Genomic DNA, 26,023 nt, shown 5'->3' with positions numbered 1-26,023 from the left:
CTACCTGACCCCGATGCAGTTTGCGCAGGGGCATGAGCAAGAGTTTTTAACCTCGGACTCTAACTGTGCTTCGTACTAAAACCGGGGGCAGGTCACCATAGCTGGTCGTCGATCAGCGTGTTGTCCATCCCCCTACCCGCCTGTCAGCTTAATATTGAACCGGCTCTAGCCATCGGACACCCGATACCCTATCGGGTGATCTGTACGCCCAGATAGACCAGGACTTGCCGCTTGTCATCGGAGGACGAGCCGAACTCGCGCCCGACCGCGCCCAGCAGCGTGTACGTCTCGTTGATCTTCCAGTGCATGCCAAGGTTCAGCAGCGTGAGGTGTGTGCCGGGCGCCTGCGTCCGGCGCACCTCGGCAATGCACTCGCGCCCTTCGCCGCACGCGTGGCCGGCGACAATGCCGGCAATCCATTGGCTGTCTCCGCCACCGGAAACGAAGTTGCGGCCCACCTCGGTCGAGACCCCAAAGCCACCAACGTCGGTGGCAAGCTCAAGTGGCAGGAAGAACTCATGCCCGCCACCGGTAATACCGCGCCGGATGGACCCATCCAACATGCTGCGGGTGTACTGCGGATAGGTCGACAGCGAAAAGCCCGCCTGTTCCTGGTCGATGAAGCGCCATTTCACGCCGAAGTTGCCGCTGCCCAGCCCCGACCTCCAGCGCTGGCCATCGTCGCGGGCAAAGACCCATGGCACGTCGGCCTTGAACTGGATGTGGTCCCCCCAACCGTAATTGATGTCCGCGTCGGGTGCCGCTATTTCCAGGCGCCCGTGCGTACGGGTTGCAATCGCGCCGAGGTTGATTTCCCAATGGCCATCGCCCGGCGTTTCCGGATCGTCGGTCACCATCGGCGGGCCGCCCTGGGCCAATGCAGGTCCTGCGATGGCGACTGCAGCAATCAGCGCCAGCCAGCGCACGGTGCGGCGCTGGCGTACGCGCCGGCTGCTCGGAAATGGCTTGTGCATAAACGTCTCGTGATGCGTTGAAAAGAAGAGGGACGTGTCCGCTCAGGATTGCGGTGACATCGCAGATATGGGCTTCGCTTGCCTGCGCGACGCGCCAAACAAATCGAACCCGAGGTACAGCACTGGGGTGATGAACAGCGTGATCAGTTGGGGAAGCAGCGGGCCACCCACGATCGACACGCCAAGCGGCTGGCGCAGTTCGGCCGTTGCACCGAGGCCAAGGGCAATCGGCAGCACGCCTGTCAATGCGCACAGCGTCGTCATCATGATTGGCCGGAAGCGCAGCAGACAGGCCTTGCGGATGGCGTCTTCCGCGTTCAACCCTTCATCGCGGCGCGCCCCAATCGCAATATCGATCATCATGATGGCGCTCTTCTTGACGATGCCGATCATCGCGATGAAGCTGACTTCCATACCCGCAAGCCGAAGGCAAGTAGCGCTAGACATTCGCCGAAAATAAGTCGAGCAGGATCGTCACGGATGAGCACAGCTCTCCTACCACATGCCAAGATTCACGTAGACAACCGCGACGACGATCACGATCACCCAGAACTGCGTTGCCTGCGACTGCTGGAGAAACGCCGTTCGGTCACTGAAGGCGCCGACACTTGTGGCGGCCGGCTTCAGTTCCTCCTGCACGGAGGGAGTCTCGGCGGGCGGCGTCCGATTGCGACTTGCCCGCCGCCAACTTGAACGACAGTGTCACTGGCGGCGGCACCTCCTGCAGGGGAGGAATTGGCGAACCGGAATGTGCGTCAGGTACAGCCCGGCCTTAATTCGCGTCGCCGGGCACCACTTCATATTGCAGCAATCCGGCCTTGGCTTGGGCTGAGCCGCCAACGGCAACATACAACCGATGCAACTCGGGGACCAAGAACGCCGTCTTGGCACCCTTCTCTGATGGCACTCGTGCTATCTCGTCATAGTGGTCGGCATCGCGCTGGCGGAAGACCGCGACGTAATCGTCACCGGCGGCGTAGATGCGCCGGTTGACCGCGTCAAACATCATCCCGTTGGTGCGGCCAGGCGCATTGAAGCTCGCAACCGACTGTCCCGTTTCCGTATTCACTACGACCAGCTTGAACGGCTTGCGCGTAATCACGAACAGCCGCTTGTTCTTCTCGTCTAGATCGATCTGCGAGTTGTCCTTCCCTTCCTTGACCAGCCATGTCTGAAGCAGCTGCCCCGTCTTCTTGTCGAGCACTGCGATTTCACCCTTGCCGGCAACATTAACGAAAGCGCGCGATCCGTTCTGCTCGGCCACGATGCCTTCGGTAAAGTCGGTGTCGAACGTGGTTTCGCCCAGCGTCTTGCCGGAGTCGACGTCAACCCGCGCCACCATAGTCTGTGTCATCTTGGTGGGTGCGTTCTTTCCGCCGGTGACGAACCACAGGCGGCGCGAGGAGGCGTCGTAGCTCATCACGTCCGCGCCCGGCGTGAGCTTGATCGTGTCGAGCAACGCATAGCTTTTGCCATCGAGCACCTTACTCAGACCAGCGCCGCTGTTGCTGACAAACAGCCGATTCGTCTTCGCTTCGTAGTGGATCGCGTGCGGCGTCTCCATGCCCTTGACGGTCTTCAGATGCGCCCCGCTCCGCAGGTCGAAGACCTCCAGCGTGCCACCATCCTCTCCGGCGAGGAATAGGCGGTTGGAGCCTTCTGCGCCGCCCGCAGCGCCCTCACGTTCGAATCCTTTCAATTCATCCCAAAGTGCCTGGCGCCCCATCGGCGCTAGGTCGGCGACCCCCGCGATTATCTCCCTTCAGTTTCCGGATGCCATGGGCATTGTGTATGGATTGCACCGTCCTGTCCTTCATAGCCAAACCATTGCACCCCATCTGCCTTGTAGCTATGCAGCGCCTTGATCGGATCAAGCTGACTGTGCTCTCCTGAATTGCCCGACAGGTCGACCTTACAGACGCGGCAATCCTGACCGAGGAACTCGATGACCTGAAGCAGTTCTTCCGCAGATGGGACAAGGTAAGCGCTCAATAATGATGCTGCGCCATGGCCTGGACGATCCCGCTCAATCAGGAAGCACGGCGATTCCGAAGTGATAGCCACGTAGCGCCATGGCTGGTAAGGGCGTACCAAGTGCTGCCGAACGGACTGAGGTTCTTCGCACCCAAATTCAGTGAGCAACATAGACGGATTTGGCGCGCGATCATCACAGGTCTGTCGACGTGCAACGGCGCTTAATTACACAAGATTCTTATTGTATATATTTGACTTGCATAGCTCAATATTTACAACGATTGACATTACAACCTGAATGTTGTAGACAGGCCTCTACCCCCTGCGCAATAGTCGGGACTTTTCAATGGTCCCCTCCAGCATGCAGGACTTGGCACAGCTGTTTGTTTCCGAGATGCGCCGGCGACGCCAAGCGATGGGACTGTCTCAGCAAGCTCTAGGCGACATGCTTGGGCTAGACAGGAACACAATCAGCCGAATCGAGCGCGGCGCCCCAAATCTCTCTCTATTGAACGCAGCAGAAATCGCGAGTGCACTGGGAACGAGCCTGTCGGCAATGATCGACGAGAAGGCGAAGCCGGGGCCGGAGCAGGTGCAGGCGTTCGGTAGCAGGGTGAGAGAGTGCAGGACTGCGAAAGGGTGGAACCAGCGCGAGTTAGCCGAACGCATCGGCGTTGACAGAAACTGGGTCAGCGCGATCGAGTCCGGTAGACAAAACGTGTCGCTACAAACGCTTCGCAAATTCGCCGATGCGTTGTCGATGGCTCCGACTGACTTGCTCCGCTAGAACTAGCAGGCTGTTGAAAAACCTCCTGCGGCCGTCATCCGCGCAGGAGAGGTAAACGTTGAAACGAACAATCGGACAACACTGAGACAGACACGATGCGCGGAGCGGATGGCTATACCGAGGCGATGTTCACCGTGGCGAAGCTGGATGACTTCGTGCCGGCCAACCATCCGTTGCGACCAATTCGGGCTTGGCTGAACGACGCACTCAAGCGCATGGATGCAGTGTTCTCTCGCATGTATGAGGGCGACGCGAAAGGCGGCCGACCAAGCATCGCGCCGGAGAAGCTGGTTCGGGCGCTGTTGCTGCAAGTGCTGTATTCGATTCGCAGCGAACGCATGCTGATGGAGCAAATCTCCTACAACATGCTGTTCCGTTGGTTCGTGGGTCTTGCCATGGACGATGCGGTGTGGGACCACTCGACCTTCAGCAAGAACCGGGACCGGCTGCTGACTCACGACGTCATCGTGGGCTTGTTTAACGAAACGGTTGAGACGGCGCACACGCGCGGCTACCTGTCGGGCGAGCATTTCAGCGTGGACGGCACGCTGATTCAAGCTTGGGCAGGCCATAAGAGCTTCGTACGCAAGAACCAATCCGACGACGATGCGCCGCCCGATGGTGGTGCTCGCCAGCGCGAGAACTGGCACGGCGAGAAGCGGAGCAACGAAACGCATGAATCGAGCACGGACAGCCAGGCGAAGCTGTTTCGCAAGAGCCGCCGTACCGGCGCGCTGCTCTGCTACATGGGCCACGTGCTGAGCGATAACCGGCATGGCTTGGTGGTCAACGCGCAGGTGACGCAGGCCAGTGGCATAGCCGAGCGCGACGCTGCGGCCGACATGCTCGCGGATACGGCGGAACTTGCCGGCGTCCCCATTACGGTTGGGGCCGACAAGAACTACGACACGGCGGGCTTCGTAGCAAGCTGCCGCGCCAATCGCGTGACGCCGCACGTGGCGCAAAACGACGGCCGCACAGGTGGCTCGGCGATTGACGGCCGTACAACGCGCTGGCCCGGCTACGCCATCAGTCAGCGCAAGCGCAAATGCATTGAGCAGGTCTTCGGTTGGGGCAAGACGGTCGGTCGAATTCGGCAGGCGATGTATCGCGGCCGCGAGCGAGTCGAGCAGCTCTTCCTGTTGACTCAGGCGGCCTACAACCTGACTCGCATGCGTACGCTCGCCGCAAGGGCGGCGTAGGGGCGCAAATCGGGGAGGAGATGACATCGGTTCCATCTGAATTAAACAAGTCCAGCGCGAAATCGACAGCAACCGAACCGGCACGACACTTCATTCGACGGGAACGCCGTGCTTCGGCGAGGTGTATTTCAACAGCCTGCTAGGCCCACTCGTATCCACGTCGGACATGACGGGTTAGCGATACCGCTCGGCACACAGCGTCACCCGATCAAAGAGGCGAAAGGGCTGCGCCCCGTCATCGCCGTTTTCTAGACTTGATTTTGGGGTCTACCAACGGCCGAAGAGGCGCGTCTAACTGTGCCTCCGTCAAACCGTGCGCGAGAGCATTCCCGACATACCGAACCAGCCGACAGTCATATTCTCGCAGGACTGCGCGCAGCTTCTCATTCTCCGCGCGAAGATTCACAACCCGTCGATCGTCATCGGAGCTGTCCGCGCTGCTTTTCAGTCTAGGCCCTGCGGCACCGTTTTCTGCAGTGCGCAAAGCGACGCGGCGCAAGTAAGCCGCCTTGATACCAGCGCGCTTCTCCAAGGTCTGCCGACTCCACGCAACCTGAAAATGTTGCCGGCCTAGATCGACTATCGTGTTCCAAGTTACCGCGTCACTACGTCGATACCGCGGCCGGAGAGAAAGCTCAAAGCGAGCCCAAGGGCATCAAGACGCTCCCTTATGCTTTTCCGCCGTAAGCCGCGCGCCCGCAGTTTAGTGAGTGTGTATTGAAGGGCGCCTTGCACTGGCAACCCGAGTGGACCGCCCTCGACAAGGAGCGGCAGACGTTCTCCGCTGTCAAGGCGAACTTCACGAATAGAAAACAAATTGACCCCGCACTCCATCTTGTGACGGGGAGCATTCTTTACTGTTTAGGCACCTTCCGCCTAGCGGCAAGAAAAACCCAAAACCGAAGGCCCCGCAAATTCCCATCTAACCCATTGATTAGACGAGAACTTCGGGGCCTTGCTTTACAAAATTAGGTCAAGTTCCTCTTAGAACGGAATATCGTCGTCCATATCCTCAAAACCGTTCGACGTTGCAGGCTGGCGACGCGCGCCACCGCCTTGGCCACCGCCACCTTCGCCGCCGCGCGTGTAGCCGCCGCCTTGGCCTTGGCTTTGACCTTGGCTACGGCCACCGCCGTAACCACCGCCGCCGCCTTCACCGCCACGTGAGTAGCCACCACCACCGCCACCGCTGCTGCCACCGCCCTCACCACCACGGCCGCCGAGCATCTGCATTTGGTCTGCGACGATTTCCGTGCTGTATTGCTTCTGGCCGTCCTTTTCCCATTGACGGGTCTTGAGCCGGCCTTCGATGTAGACCGACGAACCCTTCTTCAGGTATTCACCGGCAATTTCAGCCAGGCGGCCGAAGAAGGCGATTCGGTGCCACTCGGTGGCTTCCTTCATTTCGCCGCTGGCCTTGTCTTTGTAGCGGTCGGTGGTTGCCACGCGAATGTTGGTGACAGCATCGCCACTGGGCATGTAACGCGTTTCAGGATCGGCGCCGAGATTGCCGACGATGATGACTTTGTTGACGGACGCCATGATGAGTTTCCGAAGGTAATTGAAGTGATGCCGCCGTTGGGCCCGGGGTTTTCAGTGTCGGCGCAGCGCCGGCATCTGCATGGGGCTCGCAATTATAAGCCAGGCAAAAGCCAGCGCGGCGCAGGTTAGGAATACCGCGTGCTGCCCTGCGTGCAGCAGAATCCAGCCGCCGCCCGCGCCGCCCGCAAACAGGCCCAGCGCCTGCGTCGTGTTGTACACGCCCATAGCCGCGCCCTTGCGCACGCCCGGCGCGTACTTCGACACCAGCGACGGCTGCGACGCCTCCAGCACGTTGAAACCGAGGAAGTAGACCAGTAGCGCAATCGCCAGCGCGGCAAGTGTCGGATTCACTTCGCCGAGTGCCAGCTGCGCCACCATCACCAGCGCCACGGCAGACAGCAGCACCGCTTTCATCTTGCCGCGTTTTTCTGCCGCAATGATGGCAGGCACCATCAGCACAAACGACACGCCCATCACCGGCAGGTAGATCTTCCAGTGCGAATCGACGGGCAGGCCGGCGGCTTCCAGCATGTGCGGCAGCACGACGAACAACGCCGTCTGCGTGGCGTGCAGGGCGAACACGCCAAAGTTCAGTCGCAGCAGCTCGGGATGGCGCAGAACTTCGCGGAACGGTGCTTTCACGTGTTCGGGCGGACGCGGCGGGTTGGGCACGACCCACAGCACCACGCCGATGGCGACGATGGCCAGCACGCCAATCGCCGTGAACATGCCGGGCATGCCGACCCAGCGGAAGATGACCGGCGCACTCACGATGGCCACGGCAAACGACAGGCCGATGCTGCCCCCGATCATGGCCATGGCCTTGGTGCGATGCTCCTCGCGCGTGAGGTCGGCCACGAAGGCGATCACCGCCGACGAGATCGCCCCCGCGCCCTGGATGGCCCGCCCCACGGCGATTCCCGCAACGCTGTGCGAAAACGCCGCCACCAGGCTGCCCACCGCAAAGATCACCAGCCCCGTCACGATGACCGGCTTGCGTCCGAAGCGATCCGACAGCCAGCCGTACGGGATATAGAGCACCGCCTGCGTGAGGCCATACACGCCGATGGCAAAGGCGACGAGTTGGGTGTTGTTGCCGTCGGGCAGCGTTTTCGCGAACACCGCGAAGACCGGCATGATCATGAACAAACCCAACATGCGCAGCGCGAAGATGCCGGCCAGCGAGGCGGCCGCGCGCAGCTCAAGGCCGTTCATGCGGCCGGAAGCGGAAGTCATGGATGCGGAAGCGGAGGACATGGTGCGGAAACCGCCGCAAAACAACCGAAGAAAAGCGGCGACAAAGACACTTGGACGGTTTTACGGATTGCCCCATCTGGGAGCAGATACCGGCAAAACCGAAGTTCGGTATATTAGCAGGCTTACCCTTTTCCACCCTCCCGCCGATTGCCGCAGGCGGTCCGCCCTCCGACGCCGCATTCAGCTGCACTCAGCCGCACATGGACGAAATCAAGATTCGTGGGGCCCGTACCCACAACCTGAAGAACATCAACCTCGATCTGCCGCGCAACCAGCTGATCGTGATCACCGGGCTTTCGGGGTCGGGCAAGTCGTCGCTCGCGTTCGACACGCTGTATGCGGAGGGGCAGCGGCGCTATGTGGAATCGCTGTCGGCATATGCCCGGCAATTTCTGCAACTGATGGAAAAGCCTGACGTGGACCTGATCGAAGGTCTGTCCCCGGCCATTTCCATCGAGCAAAAGGCCACGAGCCACAACCCACGCTCGACGGTCGGCACCGTTACCGAGATCCACGACTACCTGCGTCTGCTGTATGCGCGCGCCGGTACGCCTTACTGCCCCGATCACGGCCAGCCGCTGGAAGCGCAAAGCGTGTCGCAAATGGTGGATGCCGTGCTGGCGCTGCCGGCCGACACCAAGCTGATGATCCTGGCACCCGTGGTGGCCAACCGCAAAGGCGAGCACGTCGACCTGTTCGAAGCGATGCAGGCTCAGGGTTTTGTGCGCTTTCGCATCCGCTCGGGCGGCGGCACGGCGCACGAGGCCGAGGCCAAGGTCTACGAAGTCGACAACCTGCCCAAGCTCAAGAAGAACGACAAACATTCGATCGAGGTCGTGGTCGACCGCGTGAAGGTGAACCCGGAACTCAAGCAGCGTCTGGCCGAGTCGTTCGAAACCGCGCTGCGCCTGGCAGACGGCCGCGCGATCGCGCTGGAAATGGACTCCGGCAAGGAACACGGCTTCAGCTCCAAGTTTGCCTGTCCGATCTGCTCGTATTCACTGCAGGAGCTGGAGCCGCGGCTGTTCTCGTTCAACAACCCGATGGGCGCCTGCCCGCACTGCGACGGCCTGGGCCAGATCACGTTCTTCGATCCGAAGCGCGTGGTGGCCTTTCCGAATCTGTCGCTGGCTTCCGGCGCCATCAAGGGGTGGGACCGCCGCAATCAGTTCTATTTCCAGATGCTGCAAAGCCTGGCGGCGTTCTACGACGTCGACATCGATGTCGCGTTTGAAGACCTGCCGGCTGAAATCCAGCAGATCGTGCTGCACGGCTCGGGCAAGCAGCAGATTCCGTTCACGTATATCAACGAGCGCGGCAAGACCACCGTGCGCGAGCACGCGTTCGAGGGGATCATCCCCAACCTGGAGCGGCGCTACAAAGAGACCGACTCCATCGCCGTGCGCGAGGAGCTGGCCAAGTACCAGAACAACCAGCCGTGCCCGGAATGCCACGGCACCCGCCTGCGCCGCGAGGCCCGGTTCGTCAAGATCGGCGAAGCCGACCAGGCACGCGGCATCTACGAGATCAACGGCTGGCCGCTGCGCGATGCGCTCACGTATTTCCTGACGCTGAACATGCACGGCGCCAAGCGCGAGATCGCCGACAAGATCGTCAAGGAGATCAGCGCGCGGCTGAACTTCCTGAACAACGTCGGGCTCGATTACCTGTCGCTGGAACGCAGCGCCGATACGCTGTCGGGCGGCGAGGCGCAGCGCATCCGGCTGGCGTCGCAGATCGGCTCGGGGCTGACCGGCGTGATGTACGTGCTGGACGAGCCGTCCATCGGCCTGCACCAGCGCGACAACGATCGGCTGATCGGCACGCTCAAGCACCTGCGCGATCTCGGCAACTCCGTGCTGGTGGTGGAGCACGATGAAGACATGATTCGCGCGTCGGACTACGTGGTCGACATCGGCCCCGGTGCCGGCGTGCATGGCGGCCAGATCATCGCTGAGGGCACGCCCCAGCAGGTCGAGCAATCGCCGGCGTCGCTGACGGGCGATTACCTGTCGGGCAAGCGCCGCATCGAAGTGCCCAAGCAGCGCACGGCCCCCGATGAAGAACGCTGGCTGCGCATCATCAACGCCAGCGGCAACAACCTGAAGAACGTGTCGGCAGACATCCCGGTCGGGCTGCTGACGTGCATCACGGGTGTGTCGGGTTCGGGCAAGTCGACGCTGATCAACGACACGCTGTACCACGCGGTGGCGCGCCATCTGTATGGCTCGACGCCGGAGCCCGCAGCGCACGATCGCATCGACGGCCTGGAGCATTTCGACAAGGTCATCAACGTCGACCAGTCGCCGATTGGCCGCACGCCGCGTTCGAACCCGGCCACCTACACGGGCCTGTTTACGCCGATCCGCGAGCTGTTTGCCGGCGTGCCGTCCGCCAAGGAGCGCGGGTACGACCCCGGCCGCTTCTCGTTCAACGTCAAGGGCGGCCGCTGCGAGGCTTGCCAGGGCGACGGTGTGCTGAAGGTCGAGATGCACTTCCTGCCAGACGTGTACGTGCCCTGCGACGTGTGCCACGGTAAGCGCTACAACCGCGAAACGCTCGAAGTGCTCTACAAGGGCAAGAACATCACCGAAGTGCTGGAGATGACGGTGGAGCAGGCGCACGAGTTCTTCGCGCCGGTGCCGGTGGTGCGCCGCAAGCTGCAGACGCTGCTGGATGTGGGCCTGGGCTACATCCGCCTGGGGCAATCGGCGACCACGCTATCCGGTGGCGAAGCGCAGCGCGTGAAGCTGTCGCTCGAGCTATCGAAGCGCGACACGGGCCGCACGCTGTACATCCTGGACGAACCGACGACCGGCCTGCACTTCCACGATATCGAGCTGCTGCTGAAGGTCATCTACAAGCTGCGCGATCACGGCAATACGATCGTGATCATCGAGCACAACCTCGACGTGATCAAAACGGCGGACTGGCTGCTGGATCTGGGCCCGGAGGGCGGTGCGGGCGGTGGGCAGATCATCGCCAAAGGCACGCCCGAGGATGTGGCCAAGAGCAAGGCGAGCTTTACCGGCAAGTACCTGGCGCCGCTGCTCAAGCGCAAATAAGGCGGCACCGGCGCAGCCGCTTGCAATCAAGCCGCTGCGCCCTACGATGAAGAGCGTTCCCATCGTCGCACAGGAGCGTCGCCATGGACCTCACCGTGGTGCCCATCGTCAAGCCGGAGGCGACCAACTTCATCTTCGGCCAGTCGCATTTCATCAAGACCGTGGAAGACCTCCACGAGGCGCTCGTGGGCGCGGTGCCGGGTATCCGCTTCGGCATTGCGTTCTGCGAGGCATCGGGCAAGCGGCTCGTGCGCTGGTCAGGCAATGACGAAACCGCTCTTCAGCTCGCGCGTGACAACGCGCTCGCCATTGGCGCGGGCCATACCTTTTTGATCTTCCTGGGTGACGGGTTCTTTCCCGTCAATGTGCTGGCTGCCGTGCGCGCGGTACCGGAGGTGTGCCGCATCTACTGCGCCACAGCCAATCCGACGCAGGTGATCGTCGCGCAGACGGAGCTGGGGCGCGGCGTGCTCGGCGTGGTGGACGGCGCCTCGCCGCTGGGTGTCGAAACCGATGCCGACATCGCTTGGCGCAAGGACCTGCTGCGGCAGATCGGCTACAAGCTCTAAGTCAAACGCCCGGGGGATCCGGGCGTTTGCTTATTTGGTCAGGGCCACGCGCAAGCCCAACCCGATGAAGATGCAACCGCTCAAGCGATCGAGCCACAGCGATGCGCGCGGCGTACGGCGCATCCAGCCGCCCAGCGCCGCCGCGCACCAGCCGTACGCGCTGAACACCACGATGGTCTGCGCCATGAACACGCCGCCCAGCAGCAGCATTTGCAGCGCCGCATGGCCGGCCTGCGCATCGACGAACTGCGGCAGGAACACCACGAAGAACAGCGTCACCTTCGGATTGAGCAGATTCGCAAAGACACTCTGGCGATACACCTGCCAGAGGCCCGGGGCCCCCTGCGGTCCAGCATGACCCAGGCCGCCGCCCTTGCTGCGCAGCGCCTGGATGCCCAGCCAGATGAGATACGCCGCGCCCAGCCACCGGATCGCTTGGAACGCCACGGGCGACGATTGCAGCACCGCAGCCAGCCCGAGTGCGGCCAGCGTCGTATGAAACAGGCAGCCCGACGCAAATCCCGCCGCCGCCGTCAGCCCAGCCTTGCGGCCTTGGCTCGCGCCGCGTGCAATCACCTGCAAATTGTCCGGCCCGGGCATCACCGTGATCGCAATCGAGGTCAGCAGGAACAGCCATACGTGAGGCATCGACGTCTCCCAGGGTGCCGCGGAAATGGAAGGGGTGATGCTACTGCGCGCAGCAGCAAGTCGTCATATTTTTGTCACATGAGCGTATGCGGCTAGCGCATCACGCGAAAGCAGCAGACAGCTGCTCAGTGTCCGTCAAAGCGGCAGACCGTGAAGAGCGGCAGGCCGCCCTCGATCAGCAGTTGCGAGCCGCCCAGTTCGGGCAGGTCGACAATCGCCGCGCCCTCCACCACCGTCGCCCCCAGCCGTTCGAGCAGACGCTTGCCGGCCAGCATGGTGCCGCCAGTGGCGATCAGGTCGTCGATCAACAGGACGCGGTCGCCGGGCTTGCAGGCATCGGCATGGATTTCCACTGTCGCGCTGCCGTATTCGAGCATGTACTCCTCGGCCACCGTGTTGAACGGCAGCTTGCCTTTCTTGCGGATCGGCACGAAGCCAAGGTTCAACTCATACGCCACGATCGAGCCCAGGATGAATCCGCGCGCGTCGATGCCCGCCACCAGGTTCAGCCCCTGCCCCATGTAGCGATGGACGAACACGTCCACCAGCACGCGCAGGCTCTTCGGGTCCTGCAGCAGCGGCGTGATATCGCGAAACATCACCCCGGCCTGCGGCCAGTCCGGCACCGTGCGGATACGGTCACGCAGGTAGCGCGACACATCGCCCAGTTCGGTGGACGCGGGAACGGACGACGGCGTCAGCAGCGCCGCCTGGTGATGAGGGACTTGGCTCATGGCAAAAACAGGAAAGCAGGAAACGTGGTCTGCGGTAATGGGCTACCACCCGGGCCGAATGGCGCCGAACCACAATGGGCAAACCGCAACCATACAGGAGACACGGCGATGGCAAAGAAAATTCTGATGCTGGTCGGCGACTACGTAGAGGACTACGAGGTCATGGTTCCCTTCCAGGCGCTGCAGATGGTCGGTCACACCGTGCACGCCGTCTGTCCGGACAAGCGCGCTGGCGATTCCGTGGCGACCGCCGTCCACGATTTCGAAGGCGCACAGACGTATTCCGAAAAACCCGGTCATCGCTTCACCGTCAACGCCACCTTTGCAGATGTTGACCCGGCAGCGTACGACGCGCTGGTCGTGCCCGGCGGCCGTGCGCCCGAATACCTGCGCCTGAACGCCCGCGTGCTTGAGGTCGTACGTCACTTCTTCCAGGCGGACAAACCCGTCGCAGCGATTTGCCACGGTGCCCAGTTGCTGTCGGCCGCGGGTGTGCTGGAGGGCAAGGCGTGTTCGGCCTATCCGGCATGTGGCCCGGAAGTCACGGCAGCGGGCGGCACGTTCAAGGACATCCCCGTTGACCAGGCGCACACCGACGGCAAGCTCGTCACGGCACCCGCCTGGCCGGCACATCCGGCCTGGTTGGCGCAGTTTCTTGAAGTCCTGGGCACGCGGGTTCTACACTGATCCGGCTGCCCGCACGCCGGGCACTCCAGGAGCCCCGGCCATGTGCGAAATCTTCATCCGCGCCAATCCCCATTCGTATGACAGCCTCGCGCGCTCGCTACGCCTGCACGGCGTAGCGACCAGCGTGCGGCTGGAGTGCCTGTTCTGGGAGGTGCTCGAGGAGATCGGCCAGCGCGACGGCCTGACGGTCAACCAGCTCATCAGCAAGCTCTATGACGAGTTGTTTGAGCGTCGCGGCGAGGTGGCGAACTTTGCATCGTTCCTGCGCGTCTGCTGTCTGCGCTATCTCATGTTGAAGCAGGACGGGCGCATTCCCGCCGATACGCGAGTGTCGATCAGCTCGCTCGATGCCGCAGCAGTGCTCGACGGCCTGCCGCCCAACATGGCGGATGCCCCGCCGCCGCGCCGCTCACGCGGGCCACTGCTCGAATCGCTCGTGAAGTAAGCGGCGGCATCAACGCGGCGAGAGCCGCTCCTCCGCCATCTGCAGCCCCTCGGGCGTGCCGCGCAGCACAACGATATCGCCCAGCTCCAGCACGGTGTCCGGATCGGGATCGAGCGCGCGAATGCCCTGGCGCCGGATCGCCGTGACCGACGTCTTGAACGTCTCCAGCCCCATCGTGCCCAGCTTGCGGCCAATGGCGGGCGAACCCTTGGCCAGCGGCACCGAATGCAGGCGCACGGCGTCGCGCTCGAGCATGTCTTCCTCGTCGTCCTGACCGTGGAAGTAGCCGCGCAGCAGGCTGTAGCGTGCGTCGCGCATCTCTTGCGCACGGCGCACCACACGGCGCAAGGGCACGCCCAGCAGCACCAGCGCGTGTGAGGCCAGCATCAGGCTCCCTTCGATGATCTCGGGAACGACCTCGGTGGCGCCAGCTTGCTGCAGGCGATCGAGGTCGGCATCGTCGATGGTGCGCACGATCACGGGCAGGGTCGGCTCCAGCGCCTGCACGTGGTGTAGCACCTTCAGCGCTGACGCCGTGTCGGCATAGGTAATGGCGACCGCCGCTGCGCGATGGATGCCGGCCGCCACCAGCGACTCGCGCCGCGCCGCGTCGCCATAGACGACATGCTCGCCGGCGGCCGCGGCGTCGCGCACGCGGTCGGGGTCCAGATCCAGCGCGACATAGCCGATGCCTTCCTGCTCCACCATGTGCGCCAGGTTCTGGCCACTGCGCCCGTAGCCGCAGATGATGACGTGGCGCTCGGTGGCAATGCTCTGCGCGGCGATCTTGGTCATTGCCAGCGATTGCATCAGCCAGTCCGTGCGCGACAGGCGCATGGCGATCACATCGCTGTACTGGATCAGGAACGGCGCCAGCAGCATCGACAGCAGCATGGCCGCCAGGATTGCCTGGCCGAGCAGCGGGTCGATCAGCCGCATGCCGTCAATCTGGTTGAGCAGCACAAAGCCGAACTCACCGGCCTGCGCCAGGCCCAGCGCCGTACGGATCGCCGCGCCGCCACCGGAACCGAAGACCCGCGCCAGCAGCGCAATCAGCACAAACTTGAACAGCACCGGCGCCATCACCAGCCCCAGGACGAGCGCCCAGTGCTCGAAGACCACGCGCGGGTCCAGCAGCATGCCGACCGTCACGAAGAACAGGCCCAGCAGCACGTCGCGAAACGGCTTGATGTCTTCTTCCACCTGCAGCTTGTAAGGCGTTTCCGACACCAGCATGCCGGCCAGGAAGGCGCCCAGCGCCATCGACAAGCCCAGCCGCTCCGTCAGCGCCGCCATGCCCAGCGTAACCAGCAGCAGGTTCAGCATGAACAGCTCCTGCGAGCGCCGCGCCGCCACCAGGTGGAACCAGCGCGACAGCAGCTTCTGCCCCAGAAACAGGATCAGCACCAGCGCAACGGTGATCTTGAGCGCGGCAATGGACAGCGCGAGCACGAGGTCGGTCGGGTTCTTGCCCAATGACGGCACCACGATCAGCAGCAGCACGACCGCCAGATCCTGGAACAGCAACACGCTGATGATGTTGCGGCCGTGCTCGGTCTCCAACTGCAGACGCTCGGCCAGCATTTTTGAGACGATGGCCGTGGACGACATGGCCAACGCGCCACCCAGCGCCAGTCCTGCTTGCCACGATAGCGGGTACCAGTGGGACAGCACCATCGAAACTGGAATCGTGAGCAGGATGGTCAGCCCCACCTGCGACGCCCCGAGCCCCAGCACCAGCCGCCGCATCGAACGCAGCTTGGAGAGGTTGAACTCCAGCCCGATCGAGAACATCAGGAACACCACCCCGAACTCGGCCAGATAGCGCGTCTGGGCCGAATCGGACTCCAGCCCCGTCGCCTTCGGCCCGATCAGCACGCCCACCACCAGGTAGGCCAGCATCGGCGGCAATTGCAGCATGCGGAACAGCACCACGCCGATCACGGCGGCGGCCAGCAACACGAGGGTGAGTTCCAGCGGCGAATGCATGCGACGCGAAAAAACCAATCGAAAGGGGTTGGACAGGAGGGCCGGCAACTACGCATCAAGACGGTGCGTGCGCAAACGAGCACGCAGGCGCTGCAAGACCGATGCCAAGGTATAAACGAAGAGCGCGATACGCGAGACGCCGCAGAGCAAAAAATGACGGCGTGGCGACGGGAAGAAAGAGATTTGGAAGCCGAATGCCGCGGCGCAGCAAAACGGAGCGCCCGCACGCTCCGCCCACTCCCCGCAAGTCAAGTCCCAACGCGCCGCCAGCGGCCGAGGACTGTGTCAATCGTTGTTATACTTCGCCGCCATGATAGCGAATTTCAATCCGGACCGAGCGCTTGCGCTGGCGCAGCAAACCTTCGACATCGAAGCGCGAGCCGTACTCGGTCTCAAGACCCAGGTGTCCGCCGACTTTGCGCGCGCGGTCGAAATGGTGCTCGGCTGCACCGGCCGCGTCGTCGTGTCCGGCATGGGCAAATCGGGCCACGTGGCGCGCAAGATTGCCGCCACGCTGGCCTCGACCGGCACGCCGGCCTTCTTCGTGCACCCGGCCGAGGCCAGCCATGGCGATCTCGGCATGGTCACCCGCGACGACGTTTTCATCGGCTTTTCCAATTCCGGCGAAGTGTCGGAGCTGAACGTCATCCTGCCGCTGGTCAAGCGGATGGGCGCCAAGCTGATCGCCGTCACGGGCAACCCGGGGTCCTCGCTCGGCAAGCATGCCGACGTGGTGCTCAACTCGCACGTCGACGTCGAAGCCTGTCCGCTGAACCTTGCCCCCACCGCCAGCACTACCGCGCAGATCGCGCTGGGCGATGCGCTGGCCGTGGCCGTGCTCGACGCACGCGGCTTCGGTGCAGAAGACTTCGCACGCTCGCATCCGGGCGGATCGCTCGGCCGCAAGCTGCTGACGCACGTGCGCGACGTCATGCGCGCCGGCGACGCCATCCCCCGCGTGGACCAAGACACGCCGCTGTCGCAGGCGCTGATGGAAATCACCCGCAAGGGCATGGCGATGACCGCCGTGGTCGATGCCCAAGGCCACGCCGTGGGCGTGTTCACCGACGGCGACCTGCGCCGCCTGCTCGAGACCCCGCGCGACTGGCGCACCGTGCCAATCAACGAGGTCATGCATCGCAACCCGCGCTCGATCGGCCCCGACCAGCTCGCCGTTGAAGCCGTCGAAGTCATGGAAACGCACCGCATCAACCAGTTGCTGGTGGTCGATGCCGCCGGCCTGCTGGTGGGCGCGCTGCACATCCACGACCTGACGCGGGCCAAGGTCATCTGACCAGCCCACGCCGCTGATGATCACCCTGGCCCCATTTCCCACCGACAGCGTCCACAGCAACATCGACGCGCGCTTTCCGCAAGCAATGGAACGCGCCGCGCGCGTGCGCCTGATGGTGTTCGATGTGGATGGCGTGCTGACCGACGGCCGCTTGCTCGTTGGACCGGAGGGTGAGATCAGCAAGGCGTTCGACACCCTCGACGGCCACGGCATCAAACTGCTGGCACAGGCCGGCGTCACGCCGGCCATCATTACCGGACGGCAATCCGAAATCGTGGCCTGGCGCGCCGGGGAACTCGGCATCGAACATCTGTACCAAGGCGTAGCCGACAAGCGCGAGGCGTTTGGCCACCTGCTGGCGGCAACGCAACTGCAAGCCGCCGACGCCGGCTACATGGGCGACGACTGGCCCGACCTGCCGGTGATGACGATGGCGGGCTTTACCGCCTGCCCTGCCCAGGCCCATGCCGAACTGCGCAGCCGTGCCCACTACGTCGCCCAGGCCACGGGCGGGCGCGGCGCGGTGCGCGAAGTGGCCGACCTGATCCTCAAGGCCCAAGGCGCCTACGACGCCCTGCTCGCGCAACTGCTGCAGGCCCCGCAACCTTTCTGACTCCATGGCCAGCGAACGCTCCCAACGCCTCGTCTCCTCCGTGCTGCAGATCATGCTGCGCGGGCTGCCGATCCTGCTGATGGCAATCGTCTGCGGCGTCACGTTCCTGCTCGTGCAGGTCAACACGCCGCAGACCGACGAAGCCGCCACGCAGCCCAAGCGCCACACCGCCGACTACACCATGGACGGCATCTCGGCCACCGCACTGGACGAGACCGGCACGACCAAATACCGCTTCACCGGCGTCCACATGAATCACTATGAGGACGACCTGACCTACGACGTCACGTATCCCGCACTGCGCGTTTATGCGCCCGATCGCCCGCAGGTCACCGCCCGTGCAGACCTCGGCAAGATGAACAGCGACGGCACCGTCGTCGATCTGTACAACAACGCCAAGGTCATCCGCGCGCAGGGCTCCGACGCCCGTCAGGACCCGCTGATGACGGCCGATTCGACCTACTTCCAGGTGCTGCTCAACGACGACATCGTGCGCACCGACAAGCCGGTCGAGCTGCATCGCGGGCCGTCGATCATGAACGCCAACGGCCTCACCTTCAACAACGTGACGCGCCAAGTACAATTGCTGGGCAATGTGCGGGGCCGAATCGAAGGGCTGGGGGCGCCGAAGCAGTAAACTCTGCCCCCGACACCTGACTACGCCCACCGACCGCGCCCATCTCCGACGTGATCCCCATGACTCTTTCCCTCCGTGCTGCCGGCCTCGCCATCGTCGCTGCGCTGCTGCTCCCGGCCCTGCCCGCGCATGCCGAGCGCGCCGACCGAGACAAGCCGCTCGTGCTCGAAGCCGACAACGCCAGCTACGACGATCTGAAGCAGGTCTATCACTTGACCGGCAACGTGGTGCTGACCAAGGGCACCATGGTGCTGCGCTCCGACCAGGCCGATCTGCGTACCGACCCCGAGGGCTACAACTACGCCGTCGCCACGTCCAAGCCCGGCAACCTCGCCTTCATTCGCCAGAAGCGCGACAACGTCGACGAATACATCCAGGGTTGGGGCGAGCGCATCGAATACGACGGCAAGCAAGAGATTTCCAAGCTGATCACCCGCGCACGCATGGAACGCCTCCAAGGCGCGACGCAGCTCGACGAGATCCGCGGCGCAGTAATCACGTACGACGGCCAGAAAGAGTTCTACACGGCCTCGGGCGGCGCAGAGAACGCCACTGCAGCCAACCCGTCGGGCCGCGTGCGCGCCGTTCTGGCACCGCGCACGAGCGCGCCTGCCGCGCCGGCATCTGCCCCGGCTGCCAAGCCCTGATCCGTACCGCCTGCCTTTTCAGCTTCGCTTATGTCCGCCACCACCCTCGCCCCCAAGACTGCAGCGCCGCAGGCCACGACTTCCAGCACGCTGGTCGTCCGCCATCTGAAGAAGCGCTACGGTACGCGCACGGTGGTCAAGGACGTGTCGCTTGACGTGAAAAGCGGCGAGGTGGTCGGCCTGCTCGGCCCCAACGGCGCGGGCAAGACGACCTCGTTCTACATGATCGTCGGCCTGGTGGCGCTGGACGCCGGCGACATCGTGCTCGACGGCGAGCACATCAGCCGCCTGCCGATCCACCAGCGTGCGCGCATGGGCCTGTCGTATTTGCCGCAGGAGGCCTCGGTGTTCCGCAAGCTCAATGTGCAGGAAAACATCCGCGCGGTGCTCGAATTGCAAGAGCAGAACGGCAAGAAGCTCTCGCAAGACGAAGTCAATCGCCGCCTCGACGGCCTGCTCGACGACTTGCAGATCGCTCACCTGCGCGACAACCCTGCGCTGTCCCTATCGGGTGGTGAACGCCGCCGCGTGGAGATTGCCCGCGCGCTGGCCTCATCGCCGCGCTTCATCCTGCTCGATGAACCGTTTGCCGGCGTCGATCCGATCGCGGTGGGCGAGATTCAACGCATCGTCAGCTTCCTGAAAGACCGCAATATCGGCGTGCTGATCACCGATCACAACGTGCGCGAAACGCTGGGCATCTGCGATCACGCCTACATCATCAGCGAAGGCACCGTGCTGGCTGCAGGCATGCCGGAGCAGATCATCGAAAACGAGGATGTACGCAAGGTCTATCTGGGCGATAACTTCCGGATGTAAGCCGCGCTGCACGCTTACGCCTTAAGGACGTGGCAAAGGCGCACCTTAAAGCAAAATCCGTTCCATCGGCGAAGTGTTGGGCATAGAATAGCCCGCATGAAACAGTCGCTCCAGCTCCGTCTCTCTCAGCATCTCGCGCTCACGCCGCAGTTGCAGCAATCGATCCGACTGCTGCAGTTGTCGACCATCGAACTGCAGCAGGAAGTTGAACAGGCCCTGACCGAAAACCCGCTGCTGGAGCGGGAAAACGAGTGGCTCGACACCTCCGCCCGCATTGGAGCGGACGGCTCCTTGAACGCGCTGCAAAGCAACAGCGCGACGCCCCTGCCCACCGAATCGCCTCCGCCCGCACCCAACGGCGGCGACAGCAGCGACAGCTCGGACAGCAGCTACGAAAACGGCCACGACAACGGTGCCGATTTCGACAGCGATTACGGCTCCGACCGCTCCGACTGGAGCCTCGACGACTTCGCCCGCAAGCCGCAATCCGACGAAGACGATCGCGCGCCACTGCAGTTGCGCGAAGCCGAGCAAAGCCTGCGCGAATTCCTCATGGAACAACTCGCGCCGCTCAAGCTCTCGATGCGCGACAAGGGCCTCGTCATCTTCCTGATCGAATCGCTCGACGACGAAGGTTATCTGTCGGGCACGCTCGACGAAATCCTCGCAGATCTGCCGGCCGAACTCGAAGTCGAACTCGACGAACTGCAAGCCGCGCTGCGCATGCTGCAGAGCTTTGATCCGCCCGGCATTGGCGCGCGCTCAGCGGCCGAATGCCTGTCGTTGCAATTGCATCGGCTCGATTCGCCAGCGAAAGGGCTGGCGCTCATCATCGTTAATCAGCATCTCGAACTGCTGGCCGCGCGCGACTACACGCGCTTGAAGAAGGCATTGTGCGTCGACGAACCCACACTGAAAGCTGCGCATGAGCTGATTCGTTCACTGGCACCGTTTCCGGGTCATGCATTCGGCCGCGCCGAAGCGGATTTCGTGGTGCCCGACGTGATTGTGCGCAAGACAAGCGCAGGCTGGATGGCGCAACTGAACCCCGACGTCATGCCGCGGCTGCGCATCAACGACATGTACGCGCAGATCCTGCGCAGCAGCCGCGGTGAATCGGGCGCTGCCAATCTGCAGCAGAAGCTGCAGGAAGCACGTTGGCTGATCAAGAACATCCAGCAGCGCTTCGATACGATCCTGCGTGTCTCGCAAGCGATTGTCGAGCGTCAAAAGAGCTTCTTCACGCACGGCGAAATCGCCATGCGCCCCTTGGTTTTGCGGGAAATAGCCGATACACTGGGTCTACACGAGTCCACGATCTCCCGTGTGACAACGAACAAATACATGGCGACCCCGATGGGGACGTTCGAGTTGAAGTACTTCTTCGGCAGCCATGTATCGACGGAAACCGGCGGGGCCGCGTCGTCCACTGCGATACGCGCGCTCATCAAGCAACTTGTAGGAGCCGAAGACCCGAAGAATCCTCTGTCCGATAGCAGAATTGCCGAGCTGTTAGGCGAACAAGGATTCGTGGTGGCCCGTCGGACGGTGGCCAAATACCGCGAAGCCCTCAAGATCCCTGCAGTGAATTTGCGCAAGTCTTTATAGCCGCATCGCGGGCAGTTCCGGTGCGGCCCATCTTGAGAAGGAGAACCGCTATGAACTTCAAACTCAGTGGACACCACCTGGACATCACGCCTGCTTTGCGTGAGTACGTGGAAACGAAACTGGAGCGTGTGATCAGGCACTTCGATCAGGTGATTGGCGTCAGCGTGTTGCTATCGGTCGATAACCACAAGGAGAAGGATCGGCGTCAGTACGCGGAAATCAACCTGCACCTCAAGGGTAAGGACGTCTTCGTCGAATCACACCATGAAGATCTTTATGCGGCCATCGACCTACTCGTCGATAAGCTCGACCGGCAAGTGATCAAATACAAGGACCGCGTGCAAGGGCACGATCGTGACAGCATGAAGCACCAGGCCTTTCAAGCCGTGCAGATGCAGCAATAGCAAGACCGCACCACAGAAACCGCGCCCCGAGGTGGCGCGGTTTTTTTATGCCGTGGTGCATTCGTGACGAATCCGATTGCAACGGATTTAAGTCGGGCTAAAATCTGACGAAAGTATGAACGCTGGCGTGGCGCGGCTTTTGGCGCGATGCTGGCAAAAACAGGGTCGATGCCGCGCGCACATTGCCGGCACCGGCTGATCGCAGCCCCGGGGGATTCGCTTCTCTGCCCTGCGCGGTGCACCACTGGTGCGCCGCACAAAGCCGCGCGACACGTGGTCTATAATGACCCCATTGTCCGCGCGCCATCTTGGTGCAGAAAGACGCCGCTCATTTCACGCATTGCACATGAATCGCTTGGCCAAACTGCTGCCGCCCGGGAACATTGCCCTCGACGTCAGCGTAACCAGCAAAAAGCGGGTATTTGAACAGGCCGGCCTGCTGTTCGAGAACAACCACGGCGTGGCCCGCGCAGTGGTCACCGACAACCTCTTTGCACGCGAGTCGCTGGGCTCCACGGGCTTGGGCGCTGGCGTGGCCATCCCGCACGGCCGGATCAAGGGGCTCAAGCAACCGCTGGCTGCATTCATGCGCCTCTCTGAACCGGTGCCTTTTGAGTCACCCGACGGCAAACCTGTCTCGCTGCTGATCTTTCTGCTGGTGCCTGAGCAGGCCACCCAGCAGCATCTGGAAATCCTCTCTGAAATCGCCCAACTGCTGTCCGACCGGGACATGCGCGAAGGCCTCGCCACCCTGCCGTCGCCCGAGGCGATTCACCAGCTACTGACCGACTGGCGGCCCTGATCGCGGCGCAATCGGGGGCAAGCGCAACCGATTGCGAACGCGCTATGCCCCGTCGGCATCACTGTGCCCTGCTATGGAACTGACCGGCGTCATCGCCCAATCGATCTTTGACGACAACGCAGCTGATCTGAAGCTCTCGTGGGTCGCCGGCCTGGAGGGCGCGGACCGCGCGTTCGACGTGGACTTCGCCAAGGAGGCGACGTCTGCAGCCGACCTGGTCGGGCACTTGAACCTCATCCACCCGAACCGCATCCAGGTGCTCGGCAAGCCCGAGATCACCTACTACCAACGCTTGTCGGAAGAAAACCGCAAGCGCCAGATGGGCGAGTTGATCCTGCTGGAGCCGCCCTTCCTGGTGGTGGCCGATGGCGTCGATCCGCCGCCCGATCTGGAACTGCGCTGCACGCGCTCGTCCACACCGCTGTTCACGTCACCGATTTCCTCGGCTGCCGTCATTGATCATCTGCGCCTGTATCTGTCGCGCATCTCGGCGCCGCGCGTGACGATGCACGGGGTGTTTCTCGACATCCTCGGCATGGGCGTGCTGATCATGGGCGATTCGGGTCTGGGCAAGAGCGAGTTGGGCCTGGAACTGATCTCGCGCGGCCACGGCCTTGTTGCCGACGACGCAGTCGACTTCGTGCGGTTGGGGCCGGACTTTATCGAAGGCCGCTGCCCGCCGCTGCTGCAGAATCTGCTGGAAGTGCGCGGCCTGGGCCTGCTCGACATCAAGACGATCTTCGGTGAAACGGCGGTGCGCCGGAAGATGAAGATCAAGCTGATCGTGCAACTCGTGCGCCGCAACGATGGCGAATTCGAGCGCCTGCCGCTCGATTCGCAGTACCTCGATGTGCTCGGTCTGCCAATCCACATGGTGAAGATTCAGGTGGCTGCTGGCCGCAACTTGGCCGTGCTGGTCGAAGCCGCCGTGCGCAACACCATCCTGCGCCTGCGCGGCATTGATACGTTGCGCGACTTCATGGACCGCCAGCGAGCCGCCATGCAGGCTGAAGCCGCTTCCCACTCGCCCCAGGGCCGTCTGCTTTAACAAAGCCGCTACAAAGTTTCGTCTCCAGGTCGGTTTTACCCTAGTTTTCGCTGCGAAACGTCAACCCGACATGCTGCCTCTCCGTTGTGGGAGGGAATGCGCCGAGCACGCACGCGGCGGCGTTCATCGCGAGCGTGGCGGTTTGTCTCCGCCCGCTCTTCTGTCGGTACCCAAGGAGAACACGACGATGAAACAACTGATTGCCGCTTGCGCCCTGGCGCTCCCGTTCCTGGCTGGCCAGGCATTCGCCCAAGGCAGCGCACCCGCAGCCGCGCCGGCCGCACCTGCTGCCGCCCCGGCAGCCAAGAATTCGCAGCAAGACAAGATGAAGCAATGCAACATGGACGCCGCCGGCAAGAAAGGCGACGAGCGCAAGGCTTTCATGAAAGGCTGCCTGTCGGACAAGCCGGCAGCTGCCGCCAAGCCGATGACGCAGCAGGAAAAGATGGCAGCCTGCTCCAAAGCCAACAAGGGCAAGAAGGGCGACGAGTACAAGAACGCCCAGAAAGCGTGCCTCTCGAACGGCTGAGCGCCCGTTAGCCTCGCTTCAAAAAGGCGGCCGCATCGGTCGCCTTTTTTTGTTGGCCGCTGCTTTGCAACACAGGGATGCTATCCTCGCGGCATGCGGATCATTCTCATCACCGGTATGTCGGGTTCAGGGAAATCGGTCGCCCTGAACGTGCTCGAAGACGCAGGTTACTACTGCGTCGACAACCTGCCCGCGCAGTTCATCCCCGAACTGGCGCGCTACCTGGCGGACCAGGGTTATACGCATCTGGGCGTGGCCACTGACATCCGCAGCCGTGAATCGCTGCGCAAGGTGCCCGAGACGGTCACCGTGCTGCGCAAGGAACACGACGTTCGCATGCTGTTTTTGACGGCGAGCACGACCGCGCTGGTGCAGCGCTATTCCGAGACGCGCCGCCGGCATCCGCTATCGATCCGTAACGGCCGCCCGGATACCGCGGCCAATGTGCAGGCGGCTGCCAAGGGCCTCGACACCTCGCTCATCGAAGCGATCGAGATGGAGCGCGAGCTGCTCAGCCCGCTGGCCGATCCAGCGCACCGCATCGACACCAGCACGCTGCGCACGAACGCCCTGCGCGCGTACATCAAAGAATTCATCAGCGACGAGCCGCACGACATCACGTTGATGTTCGAATCGTTCGGCTTCAAGCATGGCGTGCCGACCGACGCCGATCTTGTCTTCGACGTGCGTTCACTGCCCAACCCGTACTACGACACGCAATTGCGCCCACTCACAGGGCGCGACCAGCCTGTCATCGACTTCCTGCAAAGTCAGCCGATGGTGCTTGCGATGGCAGAAGACATTCGCGCCTACGTGGAAAAGTGGCTGCCGAGCTTCATCGCCGACAACCGCAGCTACCTGACCGTCGCGATCGGCTGCACCGGTGGCCAGCATCGTTCCGTGTACATCGCGGAACGGCTTGCCACGTACTTCCGCGCGCATGGTAATGTGTTGGTCCGCCACCGCGAATTGGCCGTAGACGGCTGAACTGCGCCCGACATACCCCGCGCGCGGACCAGTCTCATTTGGATGCGGCTTCTTGCGCGGCGCCACGCGAAAGTCTTGCCGCCGTCTGCTGAATGCCCGTCCATGCAAGAAGACATCGCTCTCTCTCCGTTCTCGCCGCTGCCGCCGCTGCCCACCGAGCTGCCGCTGTTTCCGTTGCATACGGTGCTGTTTCCGGGTGGCCTTCTCCCGCTGCGCATTTTCGAAGCCCGCTACATGGACATGGTGCGCACATGCCTGCGCGACAAGACGCCGTTCGGCGTCTGCCTGATCGAGCGCGGCAATGAAGTCGCCACGACAGACGGCACAACCGTGCCGGTTGACGTGGGCTGCATCGCCCACATCGTCGAATGCGATATGGAGCAGCTCGGCCTGCTGATGATCAAGGTGCGTGGCACGCAGCGCTTCAAGGTGCTGTCGTTCGAGACGACGCCAGACGGCCTCATGCGCGGCACGGTTGAGCCCATCGGCGCCGACGTGGAAGACTGCAAGGGCGAACTCTTCGACGATTGCGTGGGCGCCCTTCGCCGCATCATCACCACGCTCGGCTCGCGCGAAGACGGCAACGTTCCGATGGTCGAACCGTACGAGTGGAACAGCCCGAGCTGGGTCGCGAATCGGCTGTGCGAACTGCTGCCGGTGCCGCTCAAGGCCAAGCAGAAGTTGATGGAACTGATGGACGCCGGCATGCGCATCGAGATCGTCCATCGCTACATGAAGCAACACCACATTCTGTGATGCCGT

The 26,023-nt window shown here is 62.9% G+C and carries 28 protein-coding genes; 18 read left to right on the top strand and 10 right to left on the bottom strand.

Annotation, left to right across the window (positions count from 1 at the left end; all coding sequences use genetic code 11):
* Positions 1 to 188: 188 nt before the first annotated feature.
* The 5 genes from ACUXH0_RS13145 to ACUXH0_RS13125 form a co-directional block, all read right to left on the bottom strand.
* The gene (locus ACUXH0_RS13145) at positions 189 to 974 is read right to left on the bottom strand and encodes a hypothetical protein (RefSeq protein WP_182594049.1); all 786 of its coding nucleotides are present in this window, start codon (positions 972 to 974) and stop codon (positions 189 to 191) included.
* 42 nt (positions 975 to 1,016) lie between these two features.
* A complete protein-coding gene (locus ACUXH0_RS13140) occupies positions 1,017 to 1,388 on the bottom strand; it encodes an efflux RND transporter permease subunit (protein ID WP_259393693.1) in 372 nt (123 codons plus the stop codon).
* An 81-nt stretch (positions 1,389 to 1,469) separates the two neighbouring features.
* Complete coding sequence (locus tag ACUXH0_RS13135) at positions 1,470 to 1,613, bottom strand: hypothetical protein (protein WP_259393694.1); 144 nt, start codon at positions 1,611 to 1,613, stop codon at positions 1,470 to 1,472.
* A 133-nt stretch (positions 1,614 to 1,746) separates the two neighbouring features.
* Positions 1,747 to 2,673 carry a YncE family protein gene (locus tag ACUXH0_RS13130; RefSeq protein WP_220485436.1) on the bottom strand — a complete coding sequence of 309 codons (927 nt, stop codon included), beginning with the start codon at positions 2,671 to 2,673 and terminating at the stop codon, positions 1,747 to 1,749.
* Positions 2,674 to 2,726: 53 nt separating this feature from the next.
* A complete protein-coding gene (locus ACUXH0_RS13125; protein ID WP_182594050.1) occupies positions 2,727 to 3,038 on the bottom strand; it encodes a hypothetical protein in 312 nt (103 codons plus the stop codon).
* Between the two features lie 280 nt (positions 3,039 to 3,318).
* On the opposite strand from ACUXH0_RS13125, the gene ACUXH0_RS13120 reads away from it, so the two are divergent.
* Both ACUXH0_RS13120 and ACUXH0_RS13115 read left to right on the top strand, forming a co-directional pair.
* Complete coding sequence (locus ACUXH0_RS13120) at positions 3,319 to 3,735, top strand: helix-turn-helix transcriptional regulator (RefSeq protein WP_220485542.1); 417 nt, start codon at positions 3,319 to 3,321, stop codon at positions 3,733 to 3,735.
* 95 nt (positions 3,736 to 3,830) lie between these two features.
* Positions 3,831 to 4,937, top strand: a complete 1,107-nt coding sequence (locus tag ACUXH0_RS13115) for an IS5 family transposase (protein WP_182594052.1) — start codon at positions 3,831 to 3,833, stop codon at positions 4,935 to 4,937.
* A gap of 984 nt (positions 4,938 to 5,921) precedes the next feature.
* Here ACUXH0_RS13115 and ACUXH0_RS13110 read toward each other — a convergent pair.
* On the bottom strand, positions 5,922 to 6,479 hold the full coding sequence (locus ACUXH0_RS13110; protein WP_009239176.1) for a single-stranded DNA-binding protein: 558 nt from the start codon (positions 6,477 to 6,479) through the stop codon (positions 5,922 to 5,924).
* A gap of 51 nt (positions 6,480 to 6,530) precedes the next feature.
* Entirely contained in the window at positions 6,531 to 7,694 is a 1,164-nt protein-coding gene (locus ACUXH0_RS13105; RefSeq protein WP_012434894.1) for an MFS transporter, read from the bottom strand.
* 242 nt (positions 7,695 to 7,936) lie between these two features.
* Here ACUXH0_RS13105 and uvrA point away from each other — a divergent pair, with 242 nt between their 5' ends.
* Together uvrA and ACUXH0_RS13095 are read left to right on the top strand one after the other, a co-directional pair.
* The gene (gene uvrA / locus ACUXH0_RS13100; protein WP_182594053.1) at positions 7,937 to 10,801 is read left to right on the top strand and encodes an excinuclease ABC subunit UvrA; all 2,865 of its coding nucleotides are present in this window, start codon (positions 7,937 to 7,939) and stop codon (positions 10,799 to 10,801) included.
* Between the two features lie 83 nt (positions 10,802 to 10,884).
* Positions 10,885 to 11,370 carry an adenosine-specific kinase gene (locus ACUXH0_RS13095; RefSeq protein ID WP_004633365.1) on the top strand — a complete coding sequence of 162 codons (486 nt, stop codon included), beginning with the start codon at positions 10,885 to 10,887 and terminating at the stop codon, positions 11,368 to 11,370.
* A 30-nt stretch (positions 11,371 to 11,400) separates the two neighbouring features.
* Here ACUXH0_RS13095 and ACUXH0_RS13090 read toward each other — a convergent pair whose 3' ends face one another.
* Entirely contained in the window at positions 11,401 to 12,018 is a 618-nt protein-coding gene (locus tag ACUXH0_RS13090; protein WP_182594054.1) for a LysE family translocator, read from the bottom strand.
* Positions 12,019 to 12,143: 125 nt separating this feature from the next.
* Positions 12,144 to 12,752: an adenine phosphoribosyltransferase gene (locus ACUXH0_RS13085; protein ID WP_004633367.1), complete on the bottom strand. Its 609-nt coding sequence runs from the start codon at positions 12,750 to 12,752 to the stop codon at positions 12,144 to 12,146.
* Between the two features lie 108 nt (positions 12,753 to 12,860).
* Here ACUXH0_RS13085 and ACUXH0_RS13080 point away from each other — a divergent pair, with 108 nt between their 5' ends.
* Both ACUXH0_RS13080 and ACUXH0_RS13075 read left to right on the top strand, forming a co-directional pair.
* Positions 12,861 to 13,439: a DJ-1/PfpI family protein gene (locus ACUXH0_RS13080; RefSeq protein ID WP_004633369.1), complete on the top strand. Its 579-nt coding sequence runs from the start codon at positions 12,861 to 12,863 to the stop codon at positions 13,437 to 13,439.
* 40 nt (positions 13,440 to 13,479) lie between these two features.
* On the top strand, positions 13,480 to 13,884 hold the full coding sequence (locus tag ACUXH0_RS13075) for a ribbon-helix-helix domain-containing protein (RefSeq protein ID WP_004633372.1): 405 nt from the start codon (positions 13,480 to 13,482) through the stop codon (positions 13,882 to 13,884).
* A 9-nt stretch (positions 13,885 to 13,893) separates the two neighbouring features.
* Here ACUXH0_RS13075 and ACUXH0_RS13070 read toward each other — a convergent pair whose 3' ends face one another.
* A complete protein-coding gene (locus tag ACUXH0_RS13070) occupies positions 13,894 to 15,873 on the bottom strand; it encodes a monovalent cation:proton antiporter family protein (protein ID WP_004633374.1) in 1,980 nt (659 codons plus the stop codon).
* Between the two features lie 310 nt (positions 15,874 to 16,183).
* Here ACUXH0_RS13070 and ACUXH0_RS13065 point away from each other — a divergent pair, with 310 nt between their 5' ends.
* From ACUXH0_RS13065 to ACUXH0_RS13010, 12 genes are all read left to right on the top strand, one after another.
* A complete protein-coding gene (locus ACUXH0_RS13065) occupies positions 16,184 to 17,167 on the top strand; it encodes a KpsF/GutQ family sugar-phosphate isomerase (RefSeq protein WP_009239180.1) in 984 nt (327 codons plus the stop codon).
* Between the two features lie 16 nt (positions 17,168 to 17,183).
* Positions 17,184 to 17,780 (top strand): KdsC family phosphatase, encoded by a 597-nt coding sequence (locus ACUXH0_RS13060; RefSeq protein WP_004633379.1) that lies wholly within the window; start codon positions 17,184 to 17,186, stop codon positions 17,778 to 17,780.
* A gap of 4 nt (positions 17,781 to 17,784) precedes the next feature.
* Positions 17,785 to 18,417, top strand: coding sequence for an LPS export ABC transporter periplasmic protein LptC (gene lptC, locus ACUXH0_RS13055; RefSeq protein ID WP_137910761.1), 633 nt, complete (start codon positions 17,785 to 17,787; stop codon positions 18,415 to 18,417).
* A gap of 59 nt (positions 18,418 to 18,476) precedes the next feature.
* Complete coding sequence (gene lptA, locus ACUXH0_RS13050; RefSeq protein WP_004633383.1) at positions 18,477 to 19,064, top strand: lipopolysaccharide transport periplasmic protein LptA; 588 nt, start codon at positions 18,477 to 18,479, stop codon at positions 19,062 to 19,064.
* 30 nt (positions 19,065 to 19,094) lie between these two features.
* Complete coding sequence (lptB, locus tag ACUXH0_RS13045; protein ID WP_004633384.1) at positions 19,095 to 19,883, top strand: LPS export ABC transporter ATP-binding protein; 789 nt, start codon at positions 19,095 to 19,097, stop codon at positions 19,881 to 19,883.
* A 96-nt stretch (positions 19,884 to 19,979) separates the two neighbouring features.
* Positions 19,980 to 21,491 carry an RNA polymerase factor sigma-54 gene (locus ACUXH0_RS13040; RefSeq protein ID WP_137910760.1) on the top strand — a complete coding sequence of 504 codons (1,512 nt, stop codon included), beginning with the start codon at positions 19,980 to 19,982 and terminating at the stop codon, positions 21,489 to 21,491.
* Between the two features lie 50 nt (positions 21,492 to 21,541).
* Complete coding sequence (hpf, locus tag ACUXH0_RS13035) at positions 21,542 to 21,895, top strand: ribosome hibernation-promoting factor, HPF/YfiA family (RefSeq protein ID WP_004633388.1); 354 nt, start codon at positions 21,542 to 21,544, stop codon at positions 21,893 to 21,895.
* Positions 21,896 to 22,241: 346 nt separating this feature from the next.
* Positions 22,242 to 22,697 (top strand): PTS IIA-like nitrogen regulatory protein PtsN, encoded by a 456-nt coding sequence (gene ptsN / locus ACUXH0_RS13030; RefSeq protein ID WP_004633390.1) that lies wholly within the window; start codon positions 22,242 to 22,244, stop codon positions 22,695 to 22,697.
* 73 nt (positions 22,698 to 22,770) lie between these two features.
* On the top strand, positions 22,771 to 23,745 hold the full coding sequence (gene hprK, locus ACUXH0_RS13025) for an HPr(Ser) kinase/phosphatase (protein ID WP_004633393.1): 975 nt from the start codon (positions 22,771 to 22,773) through the stop codon (positions 23,743 to 23,745).
* A 187-nt stretch (positions 23,746 to 23,932) separates the two neighbouring features.
* Positions 23,933 to 24,274, top strand: a complete 342-nt coding sequence (locus ACUXH0_RS13020; protein WP_004633396.1) for a PsiF family protein — start codon at positions 23,933 to 23,935, stop codon at positions 24,272 to 24,274.
* 93 nt (positions 24,275 to 24,367) lie between these two features.
* Positions 24,368 to 25,261: an RNase adapter RapZ gene (rapZ, locus tag ACUXH0_RS13015; protein WP_004633398.1), complete on the top strand. Its 894-nt coding sequence runs from the start codon at positions 24,368 to 24,370 to the stop codon at positions 25,259 to 25,261.
* Positions 25,262 to 25,363: 102 nt separating this feature from the next.
* A complete protein-coding gene (locus ACUXH0_RS13010) occupies positions 25,364 to 26,017 on the top strand; it encodes an LON peptidase substrate-binding domain-containing protein (RefSeq protein ID WP_004633400.1) in 654 nt (217 codons plus the stop codon).
* Positions 26,018 to 26,023 lie beyond the last annotated feature (6 nt).

It is taken from the genome of Ralstonia sp. 110700041-2 (genome assembly GCF_056280165.1).
The sequence above is the reverse complement of the archived record's forward strand: the minus strand, read 5'-3'. Positions and strand labels throughout refer to the sequence as shown.

What these genes read in the sequence shown, in the direction of transcription:
- ACUXH0_RS13095 (WP_004633365.1), top strand. Translation starts at nt 10,885, where the DNA reads ATGGACCTCACCGTGGTGCCCATCGTCAAGCCGGAGGCGACCAACTTC.
- ACUXH0_RS13070 (WP_004633374.1), bottom strand. Translation starts at nt 15,873, where the DNA reads ATGCATTCGCCGCTGGAACTCACCCTCGTGTTGCTGGCCGCCGCCGTG.
- ACUXH0_RS13140 (WP_259393693.1), bottom strand. Translation starts at nt 1,388, where the DNA reads ATGGAAGTCAGCTTCATCGCGATGATCGGCATCGTCAAGAAGAGCGCC.
- ACUXH0_RS13115 (WP_182594052.1), top strand. Translation starts at nt 3,831, where the DNA reads ATGCGCGGAGCGGATGGCTATACCGAGGCGATGTTCACCGTGGCGAAG.
- ACUXH0_RS13090 (WP_182594054.1), bottom strand. Translation starts at nt 12,018, where the DNA reads ATGCCTCACGTATGGCTGTTCCTGCTGACCTCGATTGCGATCACGGTG.
- ACUXH0_RS13065 (WP_009239180.1), top strand. Translation starts at nt 16,184, where the DNA reads ATGATAGCGAATTTCAATCCGGACCGAGCGCTTGCGCTGGCGCAGCAA.
- ACUXH0_RS13060 (WP_004633379.1), top strand. Translation starts at nt 17,184, where the DNA reads ATGATCACCCTGGCCCCATTTCCCACCGACAGCGTCCACAGCAACATC.
- ACUXH0_RS13075 (WP_004633372.1), top strand. Translation starts at nt 13,480, where the DNA reads ATGTGCGAAATCTTCATCCGCGCCAATCCCCATTCGTATGACAGCCTC.
- ACUXH0_RS13010 (WP_004633400.1), top strand. Translation starts at nt 25,364, where the DNA reads ATGCAAGAAGACATCGCTCTCTCTCCGTTCTCGCCGCTGCCGCCGCTG.
- lptC (WP_137910761.1), top strand. Translation starts at nt 17,785, where the DNA reads ATGGCCAGCGAACGCTCCCAACGCCTCGTCTCCTCCGTGCTGCAGATC.
- ACUXH0_RS13110 (WP_009239176.1), bottom strand. Translation starts at nt 6,479, where the DNA reads ATGGCGTCCGTCAACAAAGTCATCATCGTCGGCAATCTCGGCGCCGAT.
- ACUXH0_RS13040 (WP_137910760.1), top strand. Translation starts at nt 19,980, where the DNA reads ATGAAACAGTCGCTCCAGCTCCGTCTCTCTCAGCATCTCGCGCTCACG.
- rapZ (WP_004633398.1), top strand. Translation starts at nt 24,368, where the DNA reads ATGCGGATCATTCTCATCACCGGTATGTCGGGTTCAGGGAAATCGGTC.
- ACUXH0_RS13145 (WP_182594049.1), bottom strand. Translation starts at nt 974, where the DNA reads ATGCACAAGCCATTTCCGAGCAGCCGGCGCGTACGCCAGCGCCGCACC.
- hpf (WP_004633388.1), top strand. Translation starts at nt 21,542, where the DNA reads ATGAACTTCAAACTCAGTGGACACCACCTGGACATCACGCCTGCTTTG.
- ACUXH0_RS13080 (WP_004633369.1), top strand. Translation starts at nt 12,861, where the DNA reads ATGGCAAAGAAAATTCTGATGCTGGTCGGCGACTACGTAGAGGACTAC.
- uvrA (WP_182594053.1), top strand. Translation starts at nt 7,937, where the DNA reads ATGGACGAAATCAAGATTCGTGGGGCCCGTACCCACAACCTGAAGAAC.
- hprK (WP_004633393.1), top strand. Translation starts at nt 22,771, where the DNA reads ATGGAACTGACCGGCGTCATCGCCCAATCGATCTTTGACGACAACGCA.
- ptsN (WP_004633390.1), top strand. Translation starts at nt 22,242, where the DNA reads ATGAATCGCTTGGCCAAACTGCTGCCGCCCGGGAACATTGCCCTCGAC.
- ACUXH0_RS13105 (WP_012434894.1), bottom strand. Translation starts at nt 7,694, where the DNA reads ATGAACGGCCTTGAGCTGCGCGCGGCCGCCTCGCTGGCCGGCATCTTC.
- lptA (WP_004633383.1), top strand. Translation starts at nt 18,477, where the DNA reads ATGACTCTTTCCCTCCGTGCTGCCGGCCTCGCCATCGTCGCTGCGCTG.
- ACUXH0_RS13085 (WP_004633367.1), bottom strand. Translation starts at nt 12,752, where the DNA reads ATGAGCCAAGTCCCTCATCACCAGGCGGCGCTGCTGACGCCGTCGTCC.
- lptB (WP_004633384.1), top strand. Translation starts at nt 19,095, where the DNA reads ATGTCCGCCACCACCCTCGCCCCCAAGACTGCAGCGCCGCAGGCCACG.
- ACUXH0_RS13020 (WP_004633396.1), top strand. Translation starts at nt 23,933, where the DNA reads ATGAAACAACTGATTGCCGCTTGCGCCCTGGCGCTCCCGTTCCTGGCT.